The 22,871-nt window shown below is 35.8% G+C and carries 28 protein-coding genes; 9 read left to right on the top strand and 19 right to left on the bottom strand.

Going from position 1 to position 22,871, the window contains the following annotated elements; all coding sequences use genetic code 11:
* Window positions 1-23 precede the first annotated feature (23 nt).
* Both ACFSO7_RS05205 and ACFSO7_RS05200 read right to left on the bottom strand, forming a co-directional pair.
* Entirely contained in the window at window positions 24-1,229 is a 1,206-nt protein-coding gene (locus ACFSO7_RS05205; protein ID WP_377875930.1) for an FtsW/RodA/SpoVE family cell cycle protein, read from the bottom strand.
* A 119-nt stretch (window positions 1,230-1,348) separates the two neighbouring features.
* Window positions 1,349-1,630: an Fpa/YlaN family protein gene (locus tag ACFSO7_RS05200; protein WP_377875929.1), complete on the bottom strand. Its 282-nt coding sequence runs from the start codon at window positions 1,628-1,630 to the stop codon at window positions 1,349-1,351.
* A 173-nt stretch (window positions 1,631-1,803) separates the two neighbouring features.
* On the opposite strand from ACFSO7_RS05200, the gene ACFSO7_RS05195 reads away from it, so the two are divergent.
* Window positions 1,804-2,301, top strand: coding sequence for a peptidyl-prolyl cis-trans isomerase (locus tag ACFSO7_RS05195; RefSeq protein ID WP_377875927.1), 498 nt, complete (start codon window positions 1,804-1,806; stop codon window positions 2,299-2,301).
* Window positions 2,302-2,340: 39 nt separating this feature from the next.
* On the opposite strand, the gene ACFSO7_RS05190 is transcribed toward ACFSO7_RS05195, so the two are convergent.
* Window positions 2,341-3,669, bottom strand: a complete 1,329-nt coding sequence (locus ACFSO7_RS05190; protein ID WP_377875925.1) for a PhoH family protein — start codon at window positions 3,667-3,669, stop codon at window positions 2,341-2,343.
* A 206-nt stretch (window positions 3,670-3,875) separates the two neighbouring features.
* Between ACFSO7_RS05190 and ACFSO7_RS05185 the strand changes: the two genes are divergently transcribed.
* Window positions 3,876-4,460: a YhcN/YlaJ family sporulation lipoprotein gene (locus ACFSO7_RS05185; RefSeq protein WP_377875923.1), complete on the top strand. Its 585-nt coding sequence runs from the start codon at window positions 3,876-3,878 to the stop codon at window positions 4,458-4,460.
* Window positions 4,461-4,650: 190 nt separating this feature from the next.
* Here ACFSO7_RS05185 and ACFSO7_RS05180 read toward each other — a convergent pair whose 3' ends face one another.
* The gene (locus ACFSO7_RS05180; protein WP_377875921.1) at window positions 4,651-5,106 is read right to left on the bottom strand and encodes a pyridoxamine 5'-phosphate oxidase family protein; all 456 of its coding nucleotides are present in this window, start codon (window positions 5,104-5,106) and stop codon (window positions 4,651-4,653) included.
* A gap of 179 nt (window positions 5,107-5,285) precedes the next feature.
* Here ACFSO7_RS05180 and ACFSO7_RS05175 point away from each other — a divergent pair, with 179 nt between their 5' ends.
* Window positions 5,286-5,486, top strand: coding sequence for a YlaI family protein (locus ACFSO7_RS05175; protein ID WP_377875919.1), 201 nt, complete (start codon window positions 5,286-5,288; stop codon window positions 5,484-5,486).
* Window positions 5,487-5,535: 49 nt separating this feature from the next.
* On the opposite strand, the gene ACFSO7_RS05170 is transcribed toward ACFSO7_RS05175, so the two are convergent.
* Genes ACFSO7_RS05170 through typA form a run of 3 tightly spaced genes read right to left on the bottom strand, consistent with a single transcriptional unit; the run spans window position 5,536 to window position 8,012 of the window.
* The gene (locus ACFSO7_RS05170) at window positions 5,536-5,823 is read right to left on the bottom strand and encodes a hypothetical protein (protein ID WP_377875917.1); all 288 of its coding nucleotides are present in this window, start codon (window positions 5,821-5,823) and stop codon (window positions 5,536-5,538) included.
* Window positions 5,820-6,152: a YlaH-like family protein gene (locus tag ACFSO7_RS05165; protein ID WP_377875915.1), complete on the bottom strand. Its 333-nt coding sequence runs from the start codon at window positions 6,150-6,152 to the stop codon at window positions 5,820-5,822. The genes ACFSO7_RS05170 and ACFSO7_RS05165 overlap by 4 nt, the downstream gene beginning before the upstream one ends.
* 21 nt (window positions 6,153-6,173) lie before the next feature.
* Entirely contained in the window at window positions 6,174-8,012 is a 1,839-nt protein-coding gene (typA, locus tag ACFSO7_RS05160) for a translational GTPase TypA (protein ID WP_377875913.1), read from the bottom strand.
* A gap of 168 nt (window positions 8,013-8,180) precedes the next feature.
* Between typA and ACFSO7_RS05155 the strand changes: the two genes are divergently transcribed.
* The gene (locus ACFSO7_RS05155) at window positions 8,181-8,366 is read left to right on the top strand and encodes a YlaF family protein (RefSeq protein ID WP_377875912.1); all 186 of its coding nucleotides are present in this window, start codon (window positions 8,181-8,183) and stop codon (window positions 8,364-8,366) included.
* 56 nt (window positions 8,367-8,422) lie between these two features.
* Here the strand turns inward: ACFSO7_RS05155 and ACFSO7_RS05150 are convergent, their stop codons facing one another.
* Both ACFSO7_RS05150 and ACFSO7_RS05145 read right to left on the bottom strand, forming a co-directional pair.
* Window positions 8,423-9,211 carry an inositol monophosphatase family protein gene (locus tag ACFSO7_RS05150; protein ID WP_377875910.1) on the bottom strand — a complete coding sequence of 263 codons (789 nt, stop codon included), beginning with the start codon at window positions 9,209-9,211 and terminating at the stop codon, window positions 8,423-8,425.
* Window positions 9,212-9,361: 150 nt separating this feature from the next.
* Window positions 9,362-9,556, bottom strand: coding sequence for a hypothetical protein (locus ACFSO7_RS05145; protein WP_377875909.1), 195 nt, complete (start codon window positions 9,554-9,556; stop codon window positions 9,362-9,364).
* A 340-nt stretch (window positions 9,557-9,896) separates the two neighbouring features.
* Here ACFSO7_RS05145 and ACFSO7_RS05140 point away from each other — a divergent pair, with 340 nt between their 5' ends.
* Entirely contained in the window at window positions 9,897-10,517 is a 621-nt protein-coding gene (locus tag ACFSO7_RS05140; RefSeq protein WP_377875907.1) for a YktB family protein, read from the top strand.
* 307 nt (window positions 10,518-10,824) lie between these two features.
* Here ACFSO7_RS05140 and ACFSO7_RS05135 read toward each other — a convergent pair whose 3' ends face one another.
* Window positions 10,825-11,100 (bottom strand): UPF0223 family protein, encoded by a 276-nt coding sequence (locus ACFSO7_RS05135; RefSeq protein ID WP_377875905.1) that lies wholly within the window; start codon window positions 11,098-11,100, stop codon window positions 10,825-10,827.
* 32 nt (window positions 11,101-11,132) lie between these two features.
* On the bottom strand, window positions 11,133-12,092 hold the full coding sequence (locus ACFSO7_RS05130) for an NAD(P)H-dependent flavin oxidoreductase (RefSeq protein WP_377875903.1): 960 nt from the start codon (window positions 12,090-12,092) through the stop codon (window positions 11,133-11,135).
* A gap of 205 nt (window positions 12,093-12,297) precedes the next feature.
* Between ACFSO7_RS05130 and ACFSO7_RS05125 the strand changes: the two genes are divergently transcribed.
* Window positions 12,298-13,767: an aminotransferase class I/II-fold pyridoxal phosphate-dependent enzyme gene (locus tag ACFSO7_RS05125; RefSeq protein WP_377875901.1), complete on the top strand. Its 1,470-nt coding sequence runs from the start codon at window positions 12,298-12,300 to the stop codon at window positions 13,765-13,767.
* Between the two features lie 272 nt (window positions 13,768-14,039).
* Here the strand turns inward: ACFSO7_RS05125 and ACFSO7_RS05120 are convergent, their stop codons facing one another.
* Window positions 14,040-14,159: a GapA-binding peptide SR1P gene (locus ACFSO7_RS05120; RefSeq protein WP_377875899.1), complete on the bottom strand. Its 120-nt coding sequence runs from the start codon at window positions 14,157-14,159 to the stop codon at window positions 14,040-14,042.
* A gap of 188 nt (window positions 14,160-14,347) precedes the next feature.
* Window positions 14,348-14,647, bottom strand: coding sequence for a DUF3055 domain-containing protein (locus ACFSO7_RS05115; protein ID WP_377875897.1), 300 nt, complete (start codon window positions 14,645-14,647; stop codon window positions 14,348-14,350).
* Between the two features lie 152 nt (window positions 14,648-14,799).
* Between ACFSO7_RS05115 and ACFSO7_RS05110 the strand changes: the two genes are divergently transcribed.
* A complete protein-coding gene (locus tag ACFSO7_RS05110; RefSeq protein WP_377875895.1) occupies window positions 14,800-15,237 on the top strand; it encodes a DUF1885 family protein in 438 nt (145 codons plus the stop codon).
* Between the two features lie 47 nt (window positions 15,238-15,284).
* On the opposite strand, the gene ACFSO7_RS05105 is transcribed toward ACFSO7_RS05110, so the two are convergent.
* On the bottom strand, window positions 15,285-15,524 hold the full coding sequence (locus ACFSO7_RS05105; protein ID WP_377875893.1) for a hypothetical protein: 240 nt from the start codon (window positions 15,522-15,524) through the stop codon (window positions 15,285-15,287).
* A gap of 181 nt (window positions 15,525-15,705) precedes the next feature.
* On the opposite strand from ACFSO7_RS05105, the gene ACFSO7_RS05100 reads away from it, so the two are divergent.
* Window positions 15,706-16,077: a small peptidoglycan-associated lipoprotein gene (locus tag ACFSO7_RS05100; RefSeq protein ID WP_377875891.1), complete on the top strand. Its 372-nt coding sequence runs from the start codon at window positions 15,706-15,708 to the stop codon at window positions 16,075-16,077.
* A 39-nt stretch (window positions 16,078-16,116) separates the two neighbouring features.
* On the opposite strand, the gene lpdA is transcribed toward ACFSO7_RS05100, so the two are convergent.
* The 5 genes from lpdA to ACFSO7_RS05075 form a co-directional block, all read right to left on the bottom strand.
* Window positions 16,117-17,526, bottom strand: a complete 1,410-nt coding sequence (gene lpdA, locus ACFSO7_RS05095) for a dihydrolipoyl dehydrogenase (RefSeq protein ID WP_377875889.1) — start codon at window positions 17,524-17,526, stop codon at window positions 16,117-16,119.
* A 3-nt stretch (window positions 17,527-17,529) separates the two neighbouring features.
* Complete coding sequence (locus ACFSO7_RS05090) at window positions 17,530-18,858, bottom strand: dihydrolipoamide acetyltransferase family protein (protein WP_377875887.1); 1,329 nt, start codon at window positions 18,856-18,858, stop codon at window positions 17,530-17,532.
* A 91-nt stretch (window positions 18,859-18,949) separates the two neighbouring features.
* Window positions 18,950-19,927 (bottom strand): alpha-ketoacid dehydrogenase subunit beta, encoded by a 978-nt coding sequence (locus tag ACFSO7_RS05085; RefSeq protein WP_377875886.1) that lies wholly within the window; start codon window positions 19,925-19,927, stop codon window positions 18,950-18,952.
* A gap of 3 nt (window positions 19,928-19,930) precedes the next feature.
* Window positions 19,931-21,046, bottom strand: a complete 1,116-nt coding sequence (pdhA, locus tag ACFSO7_RS05080; protein ID WP_377875885.1) for a pyruvate dehydrogenase (acetyl-transferring) E1 component subunit alpha — start codon at window positions 21,044-21,046, stop codon at window positions 19,931-19,933.
* A 421-nt stretch (window positions 21,047-21,467) separates the two neighbouring features.
* Window positions 21,468-22,142 (bottom strand): YkyA family protein, encoded by a 675-nt coding sequence (locus tag ACFSO7_RS05075; RefSeq protein WP_377875884.1) that lies wholly within the window; start codon window positions 22,140-22,142, stop codon window positions 21,468-21,470.
* Window positions 22,143-22,267: 125 nt separating this feature from the next.
* On the opposite strand from ACFSO7_RS05075, the gene def reads away from it, so the two are divergent.
* Window positions 22,268-22,822 carry a peptide deformylase gene (gene def, locus ACFSO7_RS05070; protein ID WP_377875882.1) on the top strand — a complete coding sequence of 185 codons (555 nt, stop codon included), beginning with the start codon at window positions 22,268-22,270 and terminating at the stop codon, window positions 22,820-22,822.
* Window positions 22,823-22,871 lie beyond the last annotated feature (49 nt).

Raw genomic sequence — 22,871 nt, 5'->3', positions numbered from 1 at the left:
GAGCTCACAGCTTTATTTTTTGTTTAGTAACGAACGGTATTTTTATAAGAAGGGATACTCTTTTTTTCTGATTTTGGTTTTTCTTGTTTTTGCTTATATTTATGTTCATAATTTACAAACATAGATACATTCACAAGTATTCCCATTGCGATAGAAAGTTGGAGTAAAGATGAACCACCATAGCTAATAAATGGCAGCGGTACCCCTGTCATTGGGATTAGTCCTGAAATACCGGCTAAATTGATAAAGGATTGTATTCCGATCATACTGGAAATTCCTATTGCTAATAAACTTCCAAATGGATCCTTACAGCGCATCCCTATTAATATTCCTTTTAAAACGATAAATCCAAGAGATATAATTACAAAACCAACACCCCAAATCCCCAATTCCTCAGCTACAATGGCCATAATGAAGTCTGTATGTGATTCAGGAAGATATCCTAGTTTTTGTATACTCTTACCTAACCCTAATCCATTTATCCCTCCAGAACCTATAGCTAAGTATGAATTAACAAGATGAAAGCCCCAATCCTGTTCCACTGCAAATGGATCACTAAATGCAATAAAACGTCCAATTCGCTTATCTGAAAATATTTCATCCTTCATTAAAAATAAAATCGGTGATAGCGTTAATACACCTATTGTTATTAAACGAATAATATTCTTTACATTCATACCTGATGATAGAATGATCGTTACTGCAATTAAAAAAATAATCCCGGCTGTTCCAAAATCTGGTTGGGCAGCAACTAACAAAAAAGCGAGGACTAAATAAACTAACGGTGGAGCAACCCCTTTATCAAATTCATTAATATAATTCTGCTTTTTCGCATACACCGCTGATAGATAAATAATGACACCTAATTTAACGAATTCAGATGGCTGAATCCTAAACGACCCAATCTTAATCCAGCTTTGAGCATTACCAGCAACGTGACCAAATACGAATAGTCCAGCTAGACCAATGAGGGAGAAAAACACCATCGGTACAAGGATTTTATTACTTGCTAGTGCTTTATAAGGAAACAAAGCGACTATTATAAATATCAATGCAGCTAATATTAATGATATTTTCTGCTTTTGATAAAAATAGTCACTTTCCACTTCATATCTTTGTATAGCAGATACCATGCTTGAACTGTAAATCATAATTAAGCCAAATAAACATAGAAGAATAATTGCAATGATAAGCGAGTAATCATAGGACTTTAATATCTTTTTAAACATAAATCCTCATCCTTATTTCTACTAATTTATTATATCTTGTACTATTGATAAAAGTCTTGAGGACTCATTATTACAAAAAAACTCAAACAATTGATGATAATCGTTTGAGTTTTTGAATGTTATTTTTTTAAAGAAGCCTCATGGAGCACAGATAATTCTTGTTCTAATTGACCAAGTAGAGCTTTTCCCTCTTTTTCGTCGACTAAACCCAGTCGAACAGCAAAATCGATCTCTCTAGATAAACCGAACATTTGTGTATCCAATACCTCTTCATATAGAGGACATTGTGGCATAGTTAGGTTTTCCATCTGTACTTTGATCAACTTTAGAATTTTATCAGCGTCAGCCTTCAAAATGGCAAAAGCTTTCTCTTGATGATTGATTATCATTTCAGACGCCAACATTGATCCCCCCATTTCAGAGCCATACCTATTCTTATCTATAAATTTTAACTTTAAAGCAAGAAAAATGCAACCTTTGTTTCATGTGAGACTTATGGTATAAAGATGAAAAATGACATTTTAATCTATTATTTGTATAATCATTAGGAAGATAAAAGGGGGAATACATCTAGATGGAAAAAATTGTGATGATTAAAGGAAAAGTGAAATATACAATCACCTTAGACCCTGGAGTATGGATATTTGATGATCGGAAAGTCGATTTAGACAGTTATTTTCAGTCAAACAGAGTGGATAGAAACGAGTTAGAAGAATATACAAAAGAAATGTCTTCCCATTGGGATCGCGAAATTATCGAGGGCGCTGCATTGCCAACTACAAAAATTTCAGAAAAGACATTTATAAAAGAACAGATAATTACAGGAAGTTTTGGAATTCCATTAAAACCTTTTTTACTGACTGCTTCTCCACTAGAGGATGCTAAAAAATTGTCCATCACCACTGAAAATCAAAGTATCGAAGTTGATTTATCAGCAGGTTACGAGCTTTTACTAGGCTTTTCGAATAAAGGGAAACCATTATATGAAGACGGTCCTATTCATATATATTTTGGAGATGGTTCTAATCAAAATCAACCGATAACTAATGTTAGAGAGATTTGCGTGCTCTAAGAAGAGACGAAGTTCCATCTTCGTCTCCTCTTATTGATTCTATAGTAGTTCTGCGGCTAAACGCGCTAAACCAGAACGCTCACCTTTTAGTAATTTCACACTACCAGCAACAAATTGTTCTTTAAACCTTTCAACCACGTATGTAAGACCATTATTATATGCGTCTAAATACGGATGATCAATTTGTTCTGGGTCACCCATTAAAACAATCTTACTTCCCTCCCCTACTCTTGTTAATATTGTTTTTACTTCATGCTTAGTTAAGTTTTGCGCCTCATCTATAATAATAAATTGATCAGGAATACTGCGACCACGTATATAGGTTAATGCTTCCACTTCAATCGAACCCATTCCTGCTAATATCGCATCAAGTTCACCTGGTTTTTTTGTATTGAATAAATACTCTAAATTATCGTAAATAGGTTGCATCCATGGTCGTAGCTTTTCCTGTTTTTCACCTGGTAAGTAGCCTAGATCCTTTCCAACAGGAATGATTGGTCTTGCAACTAAAAGTTTTTTATATTCCCCATAATCTTCAGTTTGCATCAATCCAGATGCCAATGCGAGAAGTGTTTTTCCTGTCCCTGCTTTTCCAATCAACGTAATTAAAGGAATATCTTTTCTTAATAATAATTCAATCGCCATCGTTTGTTGTACATTTCGCGGATGTATTCCCCATACATGTTCATGATTAATTACCAATTTCCTTACTTTTTTTCCGGTTTTATCAACCATCCCTATAGCCGAGGCTGATCCACCTAATGCATCTTTCATGATGAGAAACTGATTTGGATAAAAAGGGTGATTAACAATTTCAGAAAGTAACAATTCACCTTTTTCATAAAAACGACTTATAATCTCTAATGGAATATAAACCTCCAAAAAGCCAGTATAAACGGAATCATCCTCAATCACTCGATCACTTAAAAAATCCTCGGCGTAAAGCCCAATTGCATCTGCCTTCACCCTAACAAGGGCATCTTTACTTACTAATATTACTTTTTTTCCATTTTCTTTTGATTCTTCTTCTAAATTCAAATTTTTTGCTACGGCAAGAATACGATTATCATTTGTCTTTTCAACAAATATTTCTTGTAGTTGTTGAAAAGAGCGATGATTTAATTCAATACGTAAAAAACCACCATTTTCAAGTTCTATTTTTTCATGTAATTTTCCCGTTTCGCGCAAGCTATCTAAAAGCTTCGAGACTTTTCTAGCGTTTCTTCCCACCTCGTCCATATAACGCTTCTTTGAGTCCACTTCTTCCAACACCACAGCTGGAATTACCACTTCATTATCCTGAAATGAAAAGATTGAATAGGGGTCCTGCAACAAAACGTTAGTATCAAGAACATATATTTTATTCAATCTGTCGCCTCCTGATCTAGTGTCTATAATTTGTGTAAACAGTAAGATGGGACTTTGCTAAAATATATGTTTATTCGTATAAAGATAGAAGAATTTTTGCACAATAAATATTAATGGATTGGTAAGAGTTTATTTATTTACAGCTTCACTTAATGGGTGGATTTAATATTTCAATAAAGTGTTAAATGATTTGGAGGAGACTGCTCATGAAAATAGGATTACTACTCCTTACCTTATTATTCATTATTAGCGGATGTAATAATAATGGAGTTGTAGAAAAACAACAGCAAAATTTAATTCAAGTAAAAAATTCTACTCTTCAAGAAGTTGATCGTAAAACAGGCCAAGAAATCGCCCAACATTTAGTGAAACTTACCTCAAGTATGCCAAATATTAACGATGCTACAGCAGTAGTAATCGGGAAATATGCGATCGTCGGTATTGATGTGAAGGAAAATATCGATCGGTCCCAAGTAGGCTCGATAAAATATTCAGTAGCAGAAAGCTTAAAAAACGATCCTTATGGCGCCAAAGCTATTGTTATCGCAGATCCCGATTTAACAGCAAGGCTAAAAGAGATCTCTGAAGATATCGAAAATGGAGAGCCTATTCAGGGGATTATAAACGAGCTTGCAGATATTTCTGGCAGATTAATGCCAGAAATACCGGCTGATATTATTGATCCAAAACCAAAGTCTGGAATCGAGGATTCTAAAAAGCAATTAAATAAATCAGATCAGAAAAATTTAAATAACAAACAAGAAAAACAATCCAACCACCATCTAGATTAAATAAGAAAATCGCGTGGCGTCTTGTCCATACCCGATAAAGAAGACTGGGCGATTAGCGAGGAACACGAAGACAGAGACCTAGTCGCACATATGCAAACCGTTCTTTGGTTTGCCAAGCAAATGCTTCGATACCCAGAAAGTTGCTATACTTTCTTATCATTTAAAAAATGAGAAAAGCTTAGTCATCTGACTAAGCTTTTCTTATAGCATCCATCACTTGTTTATCAAGTCTAGCTGCAGCATCTTTATCGTATGTTTTATCATACTGTGGTTCAACTGTAATTTTCGAACCATAAAACATAACATCACGTACTTCATTAATTTTCACATCAACTAAGCCTAATTTTAATGGTACATCACTTAGTTTTTCTTCCTTGAGCGAAGCGTGACCGCTGATTGAATAAGTAGATTCATTTGTGATGATATTAATCACTACTTTGGCATTTTGTTGGATATTTTGTATTATTCTTGAGCGGTTGTCGACAGCAAAATAAATAGTTTCTTCGTCTTTCGCCAATATCCAGGATATAGCACTTACATTAGGCCCACCTGTTTCAAAATCAATGGTTGCAAGAGTGACAAAACGCTCTTTTTGAAGCTCATCATATAATGGTTTAATAAGTTTTGGTTCTACTTGGTTTGGCATTAATCATTTTCCTCCTTTTCACTACCATCATCATACATTTATCCATTTCATACATCAACTGACAAGTCTTTTGAATATCTTGATAAAATGACCCCGTTTATACAAATGTACTTAACAATGATATACTATACCTTAACGAAGTGATTTATTCAGGATTTAACTATTAACCGAGGTGTATTATGAAAGTAAAATGTGTCATTTGTGATAAAGTGGAATCGATTGAAAATGAATCATTACAAGCTAAAAGGTTAAGAAATCGACCGATTCATACATTTATGTGTAAAGACTGTGATGAAAGAATAGCAGAAAAAACAAAAGTACGATTAGACTCTGGAAAATTTCAATTTAATCGACCTAAAACTAATGAAGATGAATGGTGAATCGTAATAAAAAAGAGCACGTTTTGCAACGTGCTCTTTTTTATTAAACTTAACTAGGATAATTTACATATTTCTCGGGGGCATGATTTATTTGGTCAAGCATGATTTCAATAAGTTCTCTAGGATACCTAGCTTTTTTTTGTTCGTCTGCGTGAGTATATTCTACATAATACATGACAGCATCCGTCGTGACGACGATATCAGAAACACCATGATCTTTTTGTAAAATATTATCGAAAAGTTCTTTCGTTTCTAAAGCCGCCGTATCATCTGGACGCTCGTCACATACAACTTTAATCGTTAACCAATTATAAAGGGCATCTTGAAGCGATTTCACAGTTTCCCCTCCGATGAATTCGCACTGGCTTCGATTTTCTTTTGTTGTTTCAGGCGAATTTTATAAATAATTAAAATGATTGAAGCAACAACTAAACCTTCTGCGACTGGTAAAAATACGCCTAGAAAGGTTAAAATCGTACAACCTAAAATTAAAAAGATATAAATGATAATCGTTTTAGCAAGTGGCAACTTTTTCGCAAAACCTAGCTTGAATACAATGATGGATAAGACGATAGTTGTAATATAAAGTAACCACATTCCTGTTACTGGCTGTTCATCTACTCGGAACAATGCCGCAAAAAAGGATAATCGGCCGCTAACATCCATATTCGACTTATCCTCCTTTCATTAGCTCATTTCAGCATACTTTTTCTTTTTAGCAATACGTTCACGTTCATTTTTATCAAGAATTTTTTTACGCAATCGAATCGATTCAGGTGTTATTTCACAGTATTCATCATCATTTAAATACTCTAATGACTGTTCTAAAGACATAATTCTTGGTTTTTTCATGGATGTTGTTTGATCCTTATTCGCCGAACGAATATTAGTCGCTTGCTTTACTTTCGCGATATTAACAGTCAAGTCATTCTCACGTGTATGTTCTCCGACTATCATCCCTTCATAAATATCAGTTCCTGGTTCTAAGAAAATGATTCCTCTATCTTCTACTCCAAGAATTCCATAAGTAGACGCTTTACCTGTTTCCATTGAAACTAGTACACCTTGGCGTCTTCCACCAACTTGACCAGCCGCCATTGGTTGATAACTATCAAATGTATGATTGATGATACCATAACCTCGAGTTAATGTTAAGAACTCGGTCGTATACCCTATTAACCCACGTGCAGGTACCATGAAAGTTAGGCGAACCTGTCCGCTTCCATTATTAACCATATCGACCATTTCGCCTTTTCTCTCACCAATCGATTCCATTACTGCGCCTGTATTTTCTTCAGGAATATCTATTTGAACTCTTTCGATCGGTTCGCATCGAACTCCATCAATTTCACGAACAATTACTTCCGGCTTAGATACTTGAAGTTCATAGCCTTCACGTCTCATATTCTCGATTAAAATAGATAAATGAAGCTCTCCACGACCTGAAACAATCCATTCATCTGGTGAGTCCGTGTTTTCTACACGTAAGCTCACATCTGTTTCTAATTGGGAACGAAGGCGCTCTTCGATTTTACGAGCTGTTACGTATTTTCCTTCTCTACCTGCAAAAGGACTATTATTGACTAGGAATGTCATTTGTAATGTTGGCTCATCAATTCTTAAGATTGGTAAAGCTTCTGGGTGTTCTGTAGGACAAACTGTTTCACCAACGTTAATATCGTCCATTCCTGATACGGCAATTAAATCCCCTGGTAATGCCTCTTGAATTTCTTGGCGTTTTAAACCGAAGAAACCGAACATTTTTGTAACACGGAATTGTTTAACCGATCCATCAAGCTTCATTAATGCTACTTGCTGACCTACACGCATTGTCCCACGGAAAACACGACCAATTCCAATACGTCCAACATAGTCATTATAATCTAGTAGCGCCACTTGGAATTGAAGTGGCTCCTCACGATTATCAACCGGAGCAGGGATATGCTCAACAATCGTATCATATAAAGATTGCATATTTTCATCTTGCTTTTCAGGAGTTAGGCTTGATGTACCATTAATACCTGAAGCATATACAACTGGGAATTCTAATTGATCTTCATTTGCTCCCAATTCAATAAATAAATCGATAACTTCATCCACCACTTCTGCTGGTCTGGCAGCGTCACGGTCAATTTTATTTACGACCACAATTGGTGTTAATTTTTGCTCAAGCGCCTTTTTTAATACGAATCTAGTCTGTGGCATACATCCTTCATATGCATCAACAATTAGTAATACACCATCAACCATTCTCATGATACGTTCTACTTCTCCACCAAAATCAGCATGTCCTGGGGTATCAAGAATATTAATTTTGGTATCTTTATACTGAATAGCCGTGTTCTTAGCTAAAATTGTAATCCCGCGTTCTCTTTCAATATCATTTGAATCCATCGCTCTTTCTTCAACATGCTCGTTAGAACGGAAAGTGCCGGATTGTTTTAATAATTGGTCAACCATTGTTGTTTTTCCATGGTCAACGTGGGCAATAATAGCGATGTTGCGAATATTTTCTCTGATTTTCAAATATGTTCAACTCCTAATGAGATAAGGTTCAAAATATCAAGTCCTTTTATAACTAAAACATTATACCACAATTAATGTAGAAAACTATAAGCATTTTGTGTAATATATTATATATGTTTATATTGTTAAATACTGATGAGCCTTCTGACTCATTATGGGGGTATATCAATGAAAAAAATTAAGTGGCCATTATTATTTTTTGCTTTACTAGCTACTGCATCGATTATGGGTATTGGAATTGCGATTGGTGAAAGAAGTATACTTGGTATTATTGCATGTATACTCGCTTTAGTTTTTGTCATGGGGTTTGGTTTTACAACCAAAAAGAAGATGAGAGAAAATGGTAAATTGTAATTTTTATACAATAAAAGAGCAAAAATAGTGTTCTATAACTATTTCTGCTCTTTATTTTATTTCAATATATATTTCTCAAGTACTTCCTGATGTAAGCCAGGTTTTGCAACAAAGACGGAACTTTTCTCCAGCAAATTTAGCTTTTGTCCCAACATATCGGATGAAATCCCACCTAATTCTTCAACAATGATAATACCTGCTGCAAAATCCCACGGAGCAAGTCTCATACTTATATAAGCATCTATCCTTCCAGTTGCCACATAAACCAATTCCAATGCAGCTGAGCCATAAGATCTCGTTCCGCGGACATCTTGGACTAATGGTACAACCTTACGATAATCAATTCTTTTATTTTCCGTTGCCCATATTGCATTTAATCCTATGATTGCTTCTTTGACAGTCACTTCATTAAGGGGGGGGATAGGCTGATTATTCAAAAATGCCCCTTTTCCTTTATAGGCAACGTATAACTCATCATGAACTACATCATAGATAATTCCCATTCTCCCAATACCATTTTCATAAATTCCAACAGAAATAGCAAAATTACGTTGCTGATGAATAAAATTCATCGTACCATCGATTGGGTCAATAACCCAAATAACTCCATCTGTGTTATGTAACTTATCACCAAAGCCTTCTTCCCCTAAAATTTTATGATTAGGAAAATTCTTACGAATCTTTCCAATAAAAAATTGCTCAATCTCCTGATCCATATTAGTCACAAGATCATTTGGGCTTGATTTTGAAGTTATATTTAATGTCGTTGAAAAGGAAGATCGAATCTTTTCTCCAGCTTCCTTTGTCCATTCCTTTGCATAAGCGCTGATTATTTCCCACTCCATTAAAATTCCTCCAAATTCCAAATTTTTCGATTCAATTAAGCTTATTGTATAATACGATTGCTTTCAAGTAATATAATTCCCGCTTTTCTTCAATAAGTAACAAAAAAAGAACGAATTCTGCCATATACAGAATTCGTTCTTTTTTTGAATCTATAAAGCCTGCAGGCCAACAAGTTCTTGACGGATTTTCTCCAATTTGTTTATACATTTTGTTTTTTGTTCTTCATTTTGATCTTTTATCGCATCAAACAAAGTCGCTAATTCATAATCCATTTCTAATTTGAGAACAGCAGTTCTTTCTTTTAGGGCTGCTTTCTTTTTCGTTTGGTTCATCAATTGTTTCATAGGACAACACTCCTTCCAATATGATATTGATTTTTCCGATTCTTTTTTCTGATTATTTTTACTATTATCTTATGTTTTAAGCTGTCAATGGTAACAAAATTGGACGTCTACCCAGTCGTTATAAAGTGAAACTTCCATCAGTGGGGGGTTCTTCACCCCCACTGATGGTTAGTTGAACCAATCGGACCTTTACGGGTAGTTGATCCCCCTATCTTCTATGTTCTAAGCAAACTTGAGGTTGGGGTCTTACTGCCCGTTAAGTGTGGGATAAAGTATCTTTCTTTTAAGTTGTTTTTTCGTTATGTTACTATTAAGGCATTATTAGCAGGAGGAATTATTAATGGAATTTAGTGGCTTTACAAATGAAGATTTTGATGTATTTACTATAGAAGGTTTTGAAGCAAGGATGGCAGAGCTTAAAACGAGGATAAGACCAAAATTAGAAGCATTAGGAATGCACTTTACACCTACATTATCATCTATTACAGGCGATGAAATGTTTCCACATGTGGCAAAGCATGCGCGCAGGACTATCAATCCACCTAAAGATACTTGGGTTGCCTTCTCCAAAAATCCGAGAGGTTATAAAATGTTGCCCCATTTCCAAATTGGGCTATGGGAAACCCACTTATTTATTTGGTTTGCTGTCATATATGAAGCACCTCAAAAAGCTGAAATTGCTTCTAAATTTGAGAAAAAAATAACAATGATCCAAAAACAAATCCCTTCTCACTTTATGTGGTCAGATGATCACATGAAGCCTGGAGCAACCCTTCATAGCAAATTAGGAAGAAAGGGGGTACAAGAATTATTTCAACGTGTTCAGACAGTAAAGAAAGCAGAACTATTATGCGGTCGTCATTTTAGTAAAGAAGAAGTTGTTCAAATGTCTTCTTCTGATTTATTGAAAGAAATTGAAAATACCTTCATAACTCTTCTGCCTTTATATAAGCTTACTTAATCTACATGAAAAGGAGTCAGCCAAATATATGGTGACTCCTTCTGTTGTCCAGCGTATGCGTCCTAGCCCCAACGTACAGGATGGACGAGTGTCTACAATGCGACAGGACGCCCGAGCCTTTGTCGACCTCGAGGTCAAATGTTCGGCACTCAAAATGTCAAAGATCGACTTTCCGGGTGGCAAAGCTAAGCTTGGCAAACCATAAAACGGTTTGTATAAGTGCGACTAGGTCTCTGGCTTCGCTACTCTCGCCAATCGACCAGTCTTCTTTATCGAGATTGATCAAGGCGCTTGTCGCTTTTCTTTTTTATTTCTTCATTCTAATGCGATCACCAGAAGCTGCATCCTTCACTTTCTGCATCGTACGATAAGCAGAATAGCCGCTCATCTCTTCAAATTCACCGCATAATTTCTTTTCTTCTGCTTTACTTGGGACAATCTCCTTGAATCTTCGGTATACAGCTAATAATAAATCACGATCAATTCCTTTTTCGTAAGCCTGTTCAAGACAATCATAAAATTTGATGACATCAACGATTTCATCTGTTGTCCATGTATGTTCAATTGGATATTGATATTCCATTTAAAGCACACTCCTCTCGCTTTCCATTATTATCATTTTGACCAGCTTTGTCTAATATGGTTAGCCTCGGTGATTATTCGATTCATTAATTCGTTGACACTAGGGATATCTTTAATCATTCCCATTACTTGACCAGCCCAAGCAAAACCTTCATCAAAGTTTCCATCATAAATAAACCTTTTATTGGCTTTTCCGCTAATATAATCCTTCAGTTGTTCATAGTCTACATTTTTATCTTCAAGTTCTAAAATTTTATCCGTCCATGCATTGTGAATAGCTCGTGCTGGGGCTCCAAGGGATCTTTTTATTACGACTGTATCATTTTCAGTTCCATCAACTAATTTATTCTTATATGCTTCTGAAGCATCTACACATTCTTTTGTAGCAATAAATCTTGTCCCCATTTCAATCCCTTCCGCGCCTAAGCAAAGTGCAGCCATTAGCCCTCGACCATCCCCAATTCCACCCGAAGCAATAACAGGGATTTTTACGGCATCAACTACTTGAGGGATAAGTACCATCGTACCGATATCATTTTTCCCTAAATGTCCTCCCCCTTCTTGCCCTACTACCATTACAGCATCTGCACCAAGCTCTTCAGCTTTTTGGGCTTGTCGTTTAGCAGCTACGAGGACTAATTTTTTCGTATTAACACCCTTCAATTGATGGAATAGTGGCGCAGGATTGCCTCCTGTCATTGTAATTACAGGAACTTGTTCTTTAATCGCCACCTCTAAAAAAGCTTCGTAAGGTCTCCCGTGCTGGCCAATAGCAAAATTAACCCCAAATGGCTTATTCGTTTTTGTTTTTACTTTAAGGATTTCATTTTTTAGTTGTTCTGGACTTTCTAATGACATAGCCGTTATTTGTCCTAACCCGCCAGCATTTGACACAGCTGCAGCTAAATCGGAATAAGCGAGATGAGCCAACCCTCCTTGAATGATGGGATATTCGATGTTTAATAAGTTTGTAACTTTAGTATTCCAACTCACATTTATTCCCCTTTCAATCATTTCTTTTGTTTAGTTCGATTTTTATGAGTTATTTTCCTTTCTTAGTCGAAAACTAGTTAATAATTAACTATTAACTTTATGAATTTTACTATGCAAGCCATACGATAAGTGCTATAATTCCTTTGTTTTATGACTTTTTATTCAAGATAATGAATAAGTAATTGTAAAGAGGTGTGAGATAAAATTGTCACAAAATGAAACCCCGCTATTTAGTGGTTTAGTAGAACATGCAAAAAAGAATCCCATTCAATTTCATATACCAGGACATAAGAAAGGTGCTGGAATTGACCCTAGTTTTCGCGAGTTTATTGGCGAAAACGCCCTTTCGATTGATTTAATAAATATTGGACCTTTGGATGATCTTCACCAACCAAAAGGAATGATTAAAAAAGCTCAAGATTTGGCAGCTGAAGCTTTTGGTGCAGACCATACTTTTTTCTCAGTTCAAGGTACGAGTGGAGCGATTATGACCATGGTTATGGCGGTTTGCGGACCTGGCGAAAAAATTATCGTTCCAAGAAATGTTCACAAATCCGTAATGTCAGCAATTGTTTTTTCTGGAGCCACTCCTATCTTTATTCATCCCGAAGTGGACCATGAACTTGGAATATCACATGGAATAACAACTGATTCTGTTTCTAGGGCATTAGAACAACATCCAGATGCAAAAGGTGTATTGGTTATCAATCCAACCTATTTTGGAATATCTGCTGACCTTAAGAAAATTGTTGAAATTGCCCATTCCTATCACGTGCCCGTTCTAGTAGATGAAGCACATGGTGTTCATATTCACTTCCATGATGAACTACCACTTTCCGCGATGCAAGCTGGTGCTGACATGGCTGCAACAAGCGTTCATAAATTAGGCGGATCAATGACACAAAGTTCAATTCTTAATATTCGAGAAGGACTTGTTTCAGCTAAACGTGTTCAAACGATTTTAAGTATGCTAACAACAACATCAACTTCGTATTTATTACTTGCCTCATTGGATGTAGCTAGAAAAAGGCTTGCCACAGAAGGTAAAGATTTAATTGATAAAACAATTAAATTAGCTCAGTATATGCGTAAGGAAATAAATGACATTGAGCATCTAAAATGTGTAGGCAAAGAAATTTTAGGTACAAAGGCTACATTTGACTACGATCCAACTAAACTTATCATATCCATCAAAGATCTTGGAATAACTGGTTATGAGGTCGAAGTATGGTTAAGAGAACATTACAATATCGAAGTTGAAATGTCTGATTTATATAATATTTTGTGTATTGTCACTCCCGGAGATTCTTTAAATGAAGCAAATATCTTGATAGAGGCATTAAAAGCTCTATCTAAAGAATTCCATCATCTTTCAGGAAAAATTGCTGCCCAAGTATTATTACCTGATATTCCCAAATTAGCTTTAACACCACGTGATGCTTTCTATGCAAAAACAGAGGTTGTACCGATTGCAGAGGCGGTCGGAAGAATTATTGCTGAATTTGTCATGGTGTACCCTCCTGGGATTCCAATTTTTATTCCAGGTGAAATCATTACTAAAGATAATTTAAGCTATATACAAAAAAATATCGAAGTAGGTCTTCCTGTTCAAGGTCCAGAAGATGAGACCATAAAAACATTGCGAGTCATTAAAGAGCATAGAGCAATTCAATAAAGAACAAAAGCGCGGGGCTCCTTGATCAGCATGCTCCCCCACTCAGAAAGTCGTTCTTTGACTTTCTGGGTGGCGAATATTTGACCTCGAGGTCGACAAAAACTTGGGCGTCCTGTCGCATTGTTGACACTAGTACTTCCTGTACGCTGGGGCTAGGAGCTGGAGCTGGACGTGAACCATACAATTAAAAATGCTATATTCATCCTAGTATTTTATAGTTTCCTAAAAAAAATAAACAGCATTCCAAGGAATGCTGTTTTTATATTTTATGATTATTCTTCGTCATGGTGGCCTGTACAGCCATCATCACACTTTGAATAAAGGATTGATACTTTTTCGTTTTCGAAATGTTCAATAGTCGAGTTACAAGCTTGGCATACAATTGTACCCATTCTTCTCAAGTCTCCTTTTTAATTAAAAATGGCTGATTCTTTGAAAGCGCTTTAATACTCTTTAATTAAATAATAATATAACATATTTGAAATTTCAAGCCTAAATTGTATAACCTATTTCGCTTTTTAATAATATTATTGCATCAAATATGAAGAACAGGCCCGAATGTTAAGGACCTGTTCTTCCTTTATTCATATTCAGTTACAAATGGAATGCCTGGGAGAGAATCTCTAAAGAATTCAACTAAATCTGCGGTTTGTTCTTTGTTGGGAATACGGAATACTTGCTGTAAATGATCAATGTCTTCAATATCTCTTGAATCGAGGAGAGTGGAGCGGCCAGTTTGCATACAAACGACAAGGGGTTTACCAAAAAAAAGATTCGTATAAATGACTCCAAAATCATACCTAGCATTTTCAGTAGCAAAACCAATAAATCGAACCTTTACTTTCTCATGCTCATCATAAAGTTTATCAAATAAATCCATAGAATACCTCCTTATCCTAATATTTGAAATTTAATTTCAATCCATTTTTTGATCGTTACAAGTCAATTAATAAAAATCTTTATTAGAAGAGTTGTCATTGCATTTTATTCAATGCTAGAATGAAATAGAACAAGGTAATCTAGGGGGAGATCATGTTGGCAAGCAATGCATATATAAAATTAGTGCCTTCATCAGCGAAGGATACGATCAGCACAGATGAATTGAAGGATCTTTTCACATATTATAAAGACATCACTTCAAAAACAGGGGACCAATTAAGTTGGATGTATACGGAAGCTGCATTCCCTTACGAGATAAAGGAAGAACCATCTGGAAAAGGAACATGGTTTTACTTATATTCTCACCATGAACGTTATAAGGCAATTTTACTAGGTGTTGATGAAGAGAATATTCAAAATGAAGATGGCTCTACTCGTACACAAACATACATACAAGTCACCTTACCTGAAATTTCAACTTATGGAGATAAAGGAAAAGCAAATGAATTTTGTAAGTTTTTAGCAAAAAAACTACAAGGAGAGCTTCATTTATTTAACGGAAGAATCATGTATTTTAATCCGAGAAAATAATTTAAGGAACAGCTGATAGCTGTTCTTTTTTTTGATAAAGGACATCCTTATTTCATTAAGCTTAAGGTGAAATGGACAGAAGCATATAGCGTTAAACTCAATGTTGTAATAAAAATTGTTTTTTTTGCTGACTTCATAATAAAATTGCCAATTTGAATAGCTAAATAGAAAAAAATAAAAAACATGAGCACGTTATATATTTTTTGATCATGTTTGGAAAGCCATTCTAAAAGGGTATAGCCGCTCCAAATGATTAATTGTAATAATATGACTACATATATTTTCATACAATACCCCTGCCTCTACATGTCTTTCAACTAATATATGAGAGTACCCAAGCAGTTATTTTTCATTTGTGTAACAAATAAATGACAAGCCATCTTTCGTCCATCTTCTGTGCTAGAATATAGGAAAAATGGATGAATTTTTCGACACTTTATTATATTTTTATGAATCGAGGCAAAAGAAATGAAAGGTTTGGCTGCAGTTTATATTTGTTCCTTACTCTTTTTCACTGCCTCTTGTAGCAATCATTATTCCATTGACTCCTTGTCTATAAAGGACAATGTGAAACAACTTATTTTCTTTTCTGATGAAACGAATGTCCAACAAGAAGCCGCTTATTATGATGCTATCATTGAGCTAAGAAGGAACTTTCCACATGAAGTAGAAAATATGATGGTGTTTACAAGTGCAGATGGAAAAAAATACTATGATTCTTTTGAAATTAAAAAATCACCAGCAATCATTGTAATTTATAATGATCAAATTGTTGCCAATATAACCGGAAACATTTCAAAAGACCAAATTATTCAAACTGTATCTCAAGCATTAAAATAATAAGAAAAAGTCCTTTTCATCGAAAAGGACTTTTTCTTATTATTTCACAATATGAATCGGACTTCCGATGGCCACTTCTGCAGCTTCCATGGTGATTTCCCCTAATGTTGGGTGTGCATGAATAGTCATAGCCAAGTCTTCAGCTGTCATTCCAGCTTCGATCGCAAGACCAAGTTCTGCAATCATGTCAGAAGCACTTGGACCTGCAATTTGAGCTCCTATCACTAAACCGTCATCTTTACGGGTGACTAATTTTACAAAGCCATCTGTAGCATTTAAAGCAAGTGCACGACCATTTGCGGCAAACGGGAATTTCGCAGTCGTCACCTCAATACCTGCTTCCTTCGCTTGTGCTTCAGAATACCCAACGGAAGCAAGCTCAGGGTCAGAGAAAACAACTGCTGGAATCGCCTGATAATCGATTACAGCCGGATGCCCTGCAATTACTTCAGCAGCAATTTTCCCCTCATAAGAGGCTTTATGAGCTAATGGAGGGCCTTCGATGACATCACCAATAGCAAAGATATTACTTATATTGGTACGGCATTGCTTATCTGTTTTAATAATCCCGCGTTCAGCCATTTCGATTCCAACCTGTTCTAAACCAAGTTCATCGGTATTTGGCTTCCGACCTACCATAACAAAAACATAGTCAGCCTCGGCTGTTTTCTCTTCTCCATTAACTTCATACGTAACAGTGACACTATTTTCATTTTCCTGTACGCTTTTAGCTAATGCTTTTGTAATAATCTCCGCACCTTTTTTCTTTAAATTACGTTTTACAAGTGCAGACATCTGTTTTTCAAAACCATTTAGAATCTCATCTGTGCCTTCTAATATGGTTACTTGGGTTCCGAAGTTAGCGTATGCACCACTAAGCTCAGTTCCGATGTACCCTCCACCGATAACGACGATTTTTTCAGGAATTGCATCAAGTGCTAAAGCACCCGTTGAATCTAAGACACGTTTCGAGTATTTAAAAGCAGGCAGTTCAATTGGTCTCGAGCCTGTGGCAATAATTGCATGTTTAAAATTATACGTTTGGGCTGAATTTTCATCCATTACACGTAAAGTATTTGCATCAACAAAATACGCCTCTCCACGTACAATCTCAACCTTATTCCCTTTTAAAAGTCCTTCAACTCCGCTGGTTAATTTTTTCACAACCCCAGCTTTCCATTCTTGGACTTTAGTAAAATCCACTTTCACATTCTCAGCTATAATTCCCATTGAATCAGAATGTTTCGCTGATTCATAACGATGACCTGCTGAAATAAGTGCTTTCGATGGAATACAACCAACATTTAAACAAACTCCACCGAGGTTTGCTTTTTCAACTATTGTTACCTTTTGTCCTAATTGAGCAGCTCGGATTGCCGCTACATAACCACCAGGACCAGCACCAATGACAAGAGTATCAGTTTCTATCGGGAAATCTCCAACTACCATCGCTTACGCCTCCATTAACAAAAGTTCTGGATCGTTTAATAAACGTTTCATATGGTTAAGTGCATTTTGAGCAGTAGCACCATCGATCATTCTATGGTCAAAACTTAATGAAAGTGCTAAAACTGGAGCAGCAACAATTTCTCCATCTCTGACAACTGGTTTCTCAGCAATTCTGCCGATACCTAAAATTGCCACTTCCGGATGATTAATAACTGGTGTAAACCATTGACCACCAGCAGAACCGATGTTAGAAATTGTACATGATGCACCTTTCATTTCATCAGGTGCTAATTTACCATCACGAGCTTTCACAGCTAATTCATTAATTTCATTCGAAATGGTAAAGACTGATTTTCGGTCAGCATCTTTTACCACAGGTACTAATAAGCCTTTTTCCGTATCTGCTGCGATACCAATATTGTAGTAATGCTTATGGATAATTTCGCCTGCTGCATCATCAAGAGAAGTATTAAGAGCTGGATACTCCCGTAGAGCACTTGTTAATGCCTTTACTACATAAGGGAGGAATGTAAGCTTAATACCCTTTTCAGAGGCCACTTCTTTAAATTTCTTACGATGTGCGACAAGCTTTGTGACATCTACTTCATCCATTAATGTAACATGTGGAGCTGTATGCTTTGAATTAACCATTGCTTTAGCAATCGCTTTACGGATTCCGCTCATTTTCTCACGTGTTTCAGGGTATTGCCCCTGTGGAATTGGAGCTGCATTTATTTTTGTTTCTGTAGTCGTCGCTGCGACATTTTCTTGAACAGACGATTGATCTTGAGTAACAACTTGTGTCGTCACTCCACTTAAGAATGCATCAATATCTTCCTTTAAGACTCTGCCATTTTTTCCAGAACCTTGTACTTTAGAAATTTCTACACTCTTCTCACGAGCATACTTACGAACAGAAGGCATAGCAATCACACGTCTATTAGCATCTACTTCTGTTTGAGGTTCTGTAGCAACATTTGATGTTGTAGCTACAGCTACTGGTGCTGCTTGTGTTTCAGGTTTTACTTCTACTTTCGTCTCTTGCTTCGGAGCTTCGTCCTCATGATCACCTTTAAATTTAATGTTTTCGTATCCAGGTGCATCAAATGTAATTAATGTTTGGCCAACCGTCGCAACTGTTCCTTCAGCAACTAATACATCTTCAACTGTACCCGCAACAGGAGAAGGAATTTCAACAACGGCTTTATCATTTTGAACCTCACAAAGGATATCGTCTTCTTGAACTTTATCACCCTTTTTTACAAACCACTTAACAATTTCACCTTCATGGATACCTTCACCAATATCGGGTAATTTAAATTGGAATGACACAGATTTTCACCCTCCTAGTTTTCACTCTTAAAACAAATTAATTCCGAATTCTATTCAAAAAGGGCTAGAAAAGCCCCTATACAGTTTTTCATTAGAAAGTTAAAACCTTTTTAGCTGTTTCAATAACGTCCTTATAATTCGGTAACCATACTGTTTCCGCTTGTGGGAATGCAAAGACTGTGTCAGGTGCAGCAACGCGCAACACAGGAGCTTCAAGGCTTAAAATTGCGCGGTCATTGATTTCTGCAACTACATTCGCTGCAATCCCCGCTTGTTTTTGAGCTTCTTGTACAACAATGGCGCGTCCTGTTTTTTCCACAGAAGTAATGATCGTTTCGATATCGATAGGACTAACTGTACGTAAATCGATAACTTCCACAGAATGACCTTCCTTTTCAAGCTCTTCTGCGGCTTTTAATGATTCATGTACCATTGCCCCATAAGTAACAATCGTTAAATCTGAACCTTCACGCTTTACTTCTGCTTTACCTAATGGAATTGTGTATTCTTCTTCAGGTACTTCTTGACGGAAGGAACGGTATAATTTCATGTGTTCAAGGAAAATAACCGGGTCATTATCACGTATAGCAGAAATTAATAATCCTTTCGCATCATACGGTGTTGACGGGATGACCACTTTTAATCCAGGCTGTTGAGCCATTAACCCTTCTAAACTATCAGCATGCATTTCTGGAGTATGTACGCCACCTCCAAATGGTGAACGAATGGTAACAGGTGAATTATAGCGTCCACCTGAACGATAACGCATTCTTGCTAATTGACCGGAAATGGAATCCATAACCTCGTAAACAAATCCAAAAAACTGAATTTCTGGAACGGGACGGTACCCTTGTAAAGTAAGACCTACAGCCAAACCACCAATACCAGACTCAGCTAGTGGTGTATCAAATACACGGTCCTCACCGAATTCATTTTGAAGGCCTTCAGTTACACGGAACACACCACCGTTTACGCCTACGTCTTCCCCGAAAATTAATACATTCGGATCATTTCGCAGTTCTGTACGTAACGCATCCGTGATTGCTTGAACCATTGTCATTTGCGCCATGGCTTACTTCGACTCCTTTTCTTTATATATTTCATATTGTTCTTTTAAGTTATATGGTAATTCTTCATGCATAATAGAAATTAAGTCTGTAACTTTTTGCTTTGGAGCTTGATCCGCTAAAGCAATTGCTTCTTTAATATCTTCTTTCGCCTTTTCAATTACTTCATTTTCCTTTTCTTCGCTCCACAAACCTTTTTTCTCTAAGAATTTTCTAAAACGAACTAGTGGATCTTTCTTTTCCCATTCATTATCTAAATCAGCCGTACGATAACGAGTTGGATCATCACCCGCCATCGTATGTGGTCCATAGCGATAAGTTAATGTTTCAATTAGCGTTGGACCTTCACCATTTATCGCACGCTCGCGAGCCACTTTCACAGCAGCATATACAGCTAATGGATCCATACCATCCACTTGAATACCAGGGATACCTGCGGCAACTGCTTTTTGAGCTATTGTTTTAGCCGCAGATTGCTTTTCCACCGGTGTCGAAATAGCGAAACGGTTATTTTGAACGATAAAGATTGCCGGAGCTTTAAACGCACCTGCAAAGTTAATACCTTCATAGAAATCACCTTGAGATGCTCCACCATCACCTGTATACGTAATCGCTACAGCTTTTTTACCACGTTTCTTCATTCCAAGTGCAACACCAGCAGCTTGAATATACTGAGCACCGATAATGATTTGAGGAGCAATTGCATTTACACCCTCTGGTATATTCCCTCCTTGGAAATGACCTCTAGACCATAAAAAAGCTTGAGCTAATGGTAAACCATGCCAAATCATTTGTGGCACATCACGGTAACCAGGTAAGATAAAATCTTCTTTTTCTAAAGCAAAATGGGAAGCTAATTGTGAAGCTTCTTGTCCTGCAGTTGGAGCATAGAAACCTAAACGCCCTTGACGATTTAAAGAAATTGATCTTTGGTCAAGAATGCGTGTATAAACCATACGGCTCATCAATTCTTGCAATTGTTCATCGCTTAAATCTGGCATTGCAGCCTCATTAACAATTTCGCCTTCTTCATTTAAAATTTGTACAGTTTGAAATTGTTTCTCTACATTTTCGAACTGAGTTGTTGAATCGAAAAATGCTTTTTTTACTTGAGAAGTCATTTTCGTCACCTCTTCCTTTCTTATAAAAAAATACGACCTACTATTACAAAGTTTAGATTACCCAAAAACAAGTATGATTAGAAAACCCATGCCAGATAACGCTGAAACCACACTTTCTGAGTAGTTTTCCACAGAAAATGATAATAAATCAATTTTCATTGAATTTACCACATCATATTCTGTATTAATGTTTTTTGATAAAAAAATAATACAATTTAAAGTACAATTTTCAGTTTACAACACTCGTTTTATCTTCGTCAATTCCTAAGTATTATTATTTTTCATTATAAAGGCATTACAAATTAAATTATAAAATTTTAGAACTGTATTATAATCATCGAAAAAACTGTATTATAAAATCATCTGCATTTTTCAACTGTATAGATACAAAAAAAAGGACAGATTACAATCTGCCTTTTTGTTATTTCTCCATATTAACAATGTTAAATCCAGCTTCTTTATAAAATTTTAATTTTAAATCATTATATTTTTGTGTTTGATTATTAAAACGATCATTAATTTTGTATATTTCCTCATAGGTTTGATTAATTTGATTAATTTGATTTTCTACCTGTTCAAGAGTTAGATCTTTTCTTTTAAATAGATTATATAGTTCCTTATCATATTCTAAAGCTTTAGTATAAGATTGTTCCAGCTCATGATGGATTTCATATCGGTCCATCATAATCGTATATAAATGATTTGCATCCTTTTTCATTTTCTCATCATCTAATTCTTTAATTAAAGAGTATAGCTCTTTAAATTGTTCTTTAGACTTTTCGATACTCTCTGTTTCCAGTTTCATTAATTTTTCTCTTTCATCAACAAGTAATAGGGCCTTGTCAGCACGCTTTACAATTTGATCATATTCCTTCATACCAAGTGTAATTATCTGATCGTAAAGTTCTTTTTCTTCCTGTTCTACACGGACTAACGGATCTTGCTGATCCTCAAATGTGTTTTCAGCCTTTACTACTTTTTCCATGACCTCATACATTTTTTCCAGAGCTGTTTTCTGATTTAAACAACCTCCCAAACTGAATAAAATACATATTGTAATAAGAGCAATGAACATATGACCTTTTCTTCTTAACACCTTATCTCCCCTCCTAAAAAGCAATTATTTCGATATCAATAACAACAATATTAACATTTTTTATAATCTCTGATAGACTTATCATATACTAAATTAAGAAAGTTTCGATCAGGAGTGACAGCAAAATGATTACTATGAAGGATATTATTCGTGATGGACATCCAACTTTACGGAAAATAGCTAAAGAGGTAGAACTTCCTGCCTCACAAGAAGACAAACAAATACTACAAAGCTTATTAGAATATGTAAAAAATAGTCAGGATCTCGAAATTTCCATTACATACGGCTTAAGACCCGGGATTGGACTTGCAGCACCACAAATTAATGTGTCAAAACGAATGATTGCCGTACATGTTGAGGATTCCAAAGGAAATCTTTACAGTCATGCTCTTATGAATCCAAAAATTATCAGTCACTCTGTTGAACAATCTTATTTAACATCTGGTGAAGGATGTCTTTCTGTTGATGAATCCATTCCTGGTTATGTTCCACGTTTCTCAAGAGTGACAGTAAAAGGATTTGATGCAGATGGAAATGAAGTCAAACTACGTTTAAAAGGGCTCCCAGCTATCGTATTTCAACATGAAATTGACCATTTGAATGGGATTATGTTTTTTGATCATATTGATAAATTAGATCCTTATAAAAAAATCGAAAATGCTATCCCTATTCAAAGATAATGGTTGACCCTCTAAAGTAGGGTCAACCATTTTTTACTTTCTACTTCGT

Origin of the sequence: Bacillus sp. CGMCC 1.16607, from assembly GCF_042683745.1 — a bacterium.
Taxonomy (GTDB): domain Bacteria; phylum Bacillota; class Bacilli; order Bacillales; family Cytobacillaceae; genus Pseudoneobacillus.
This window is presented reverse-complemented; position numbering and strand designations above follow the sequence as displayed.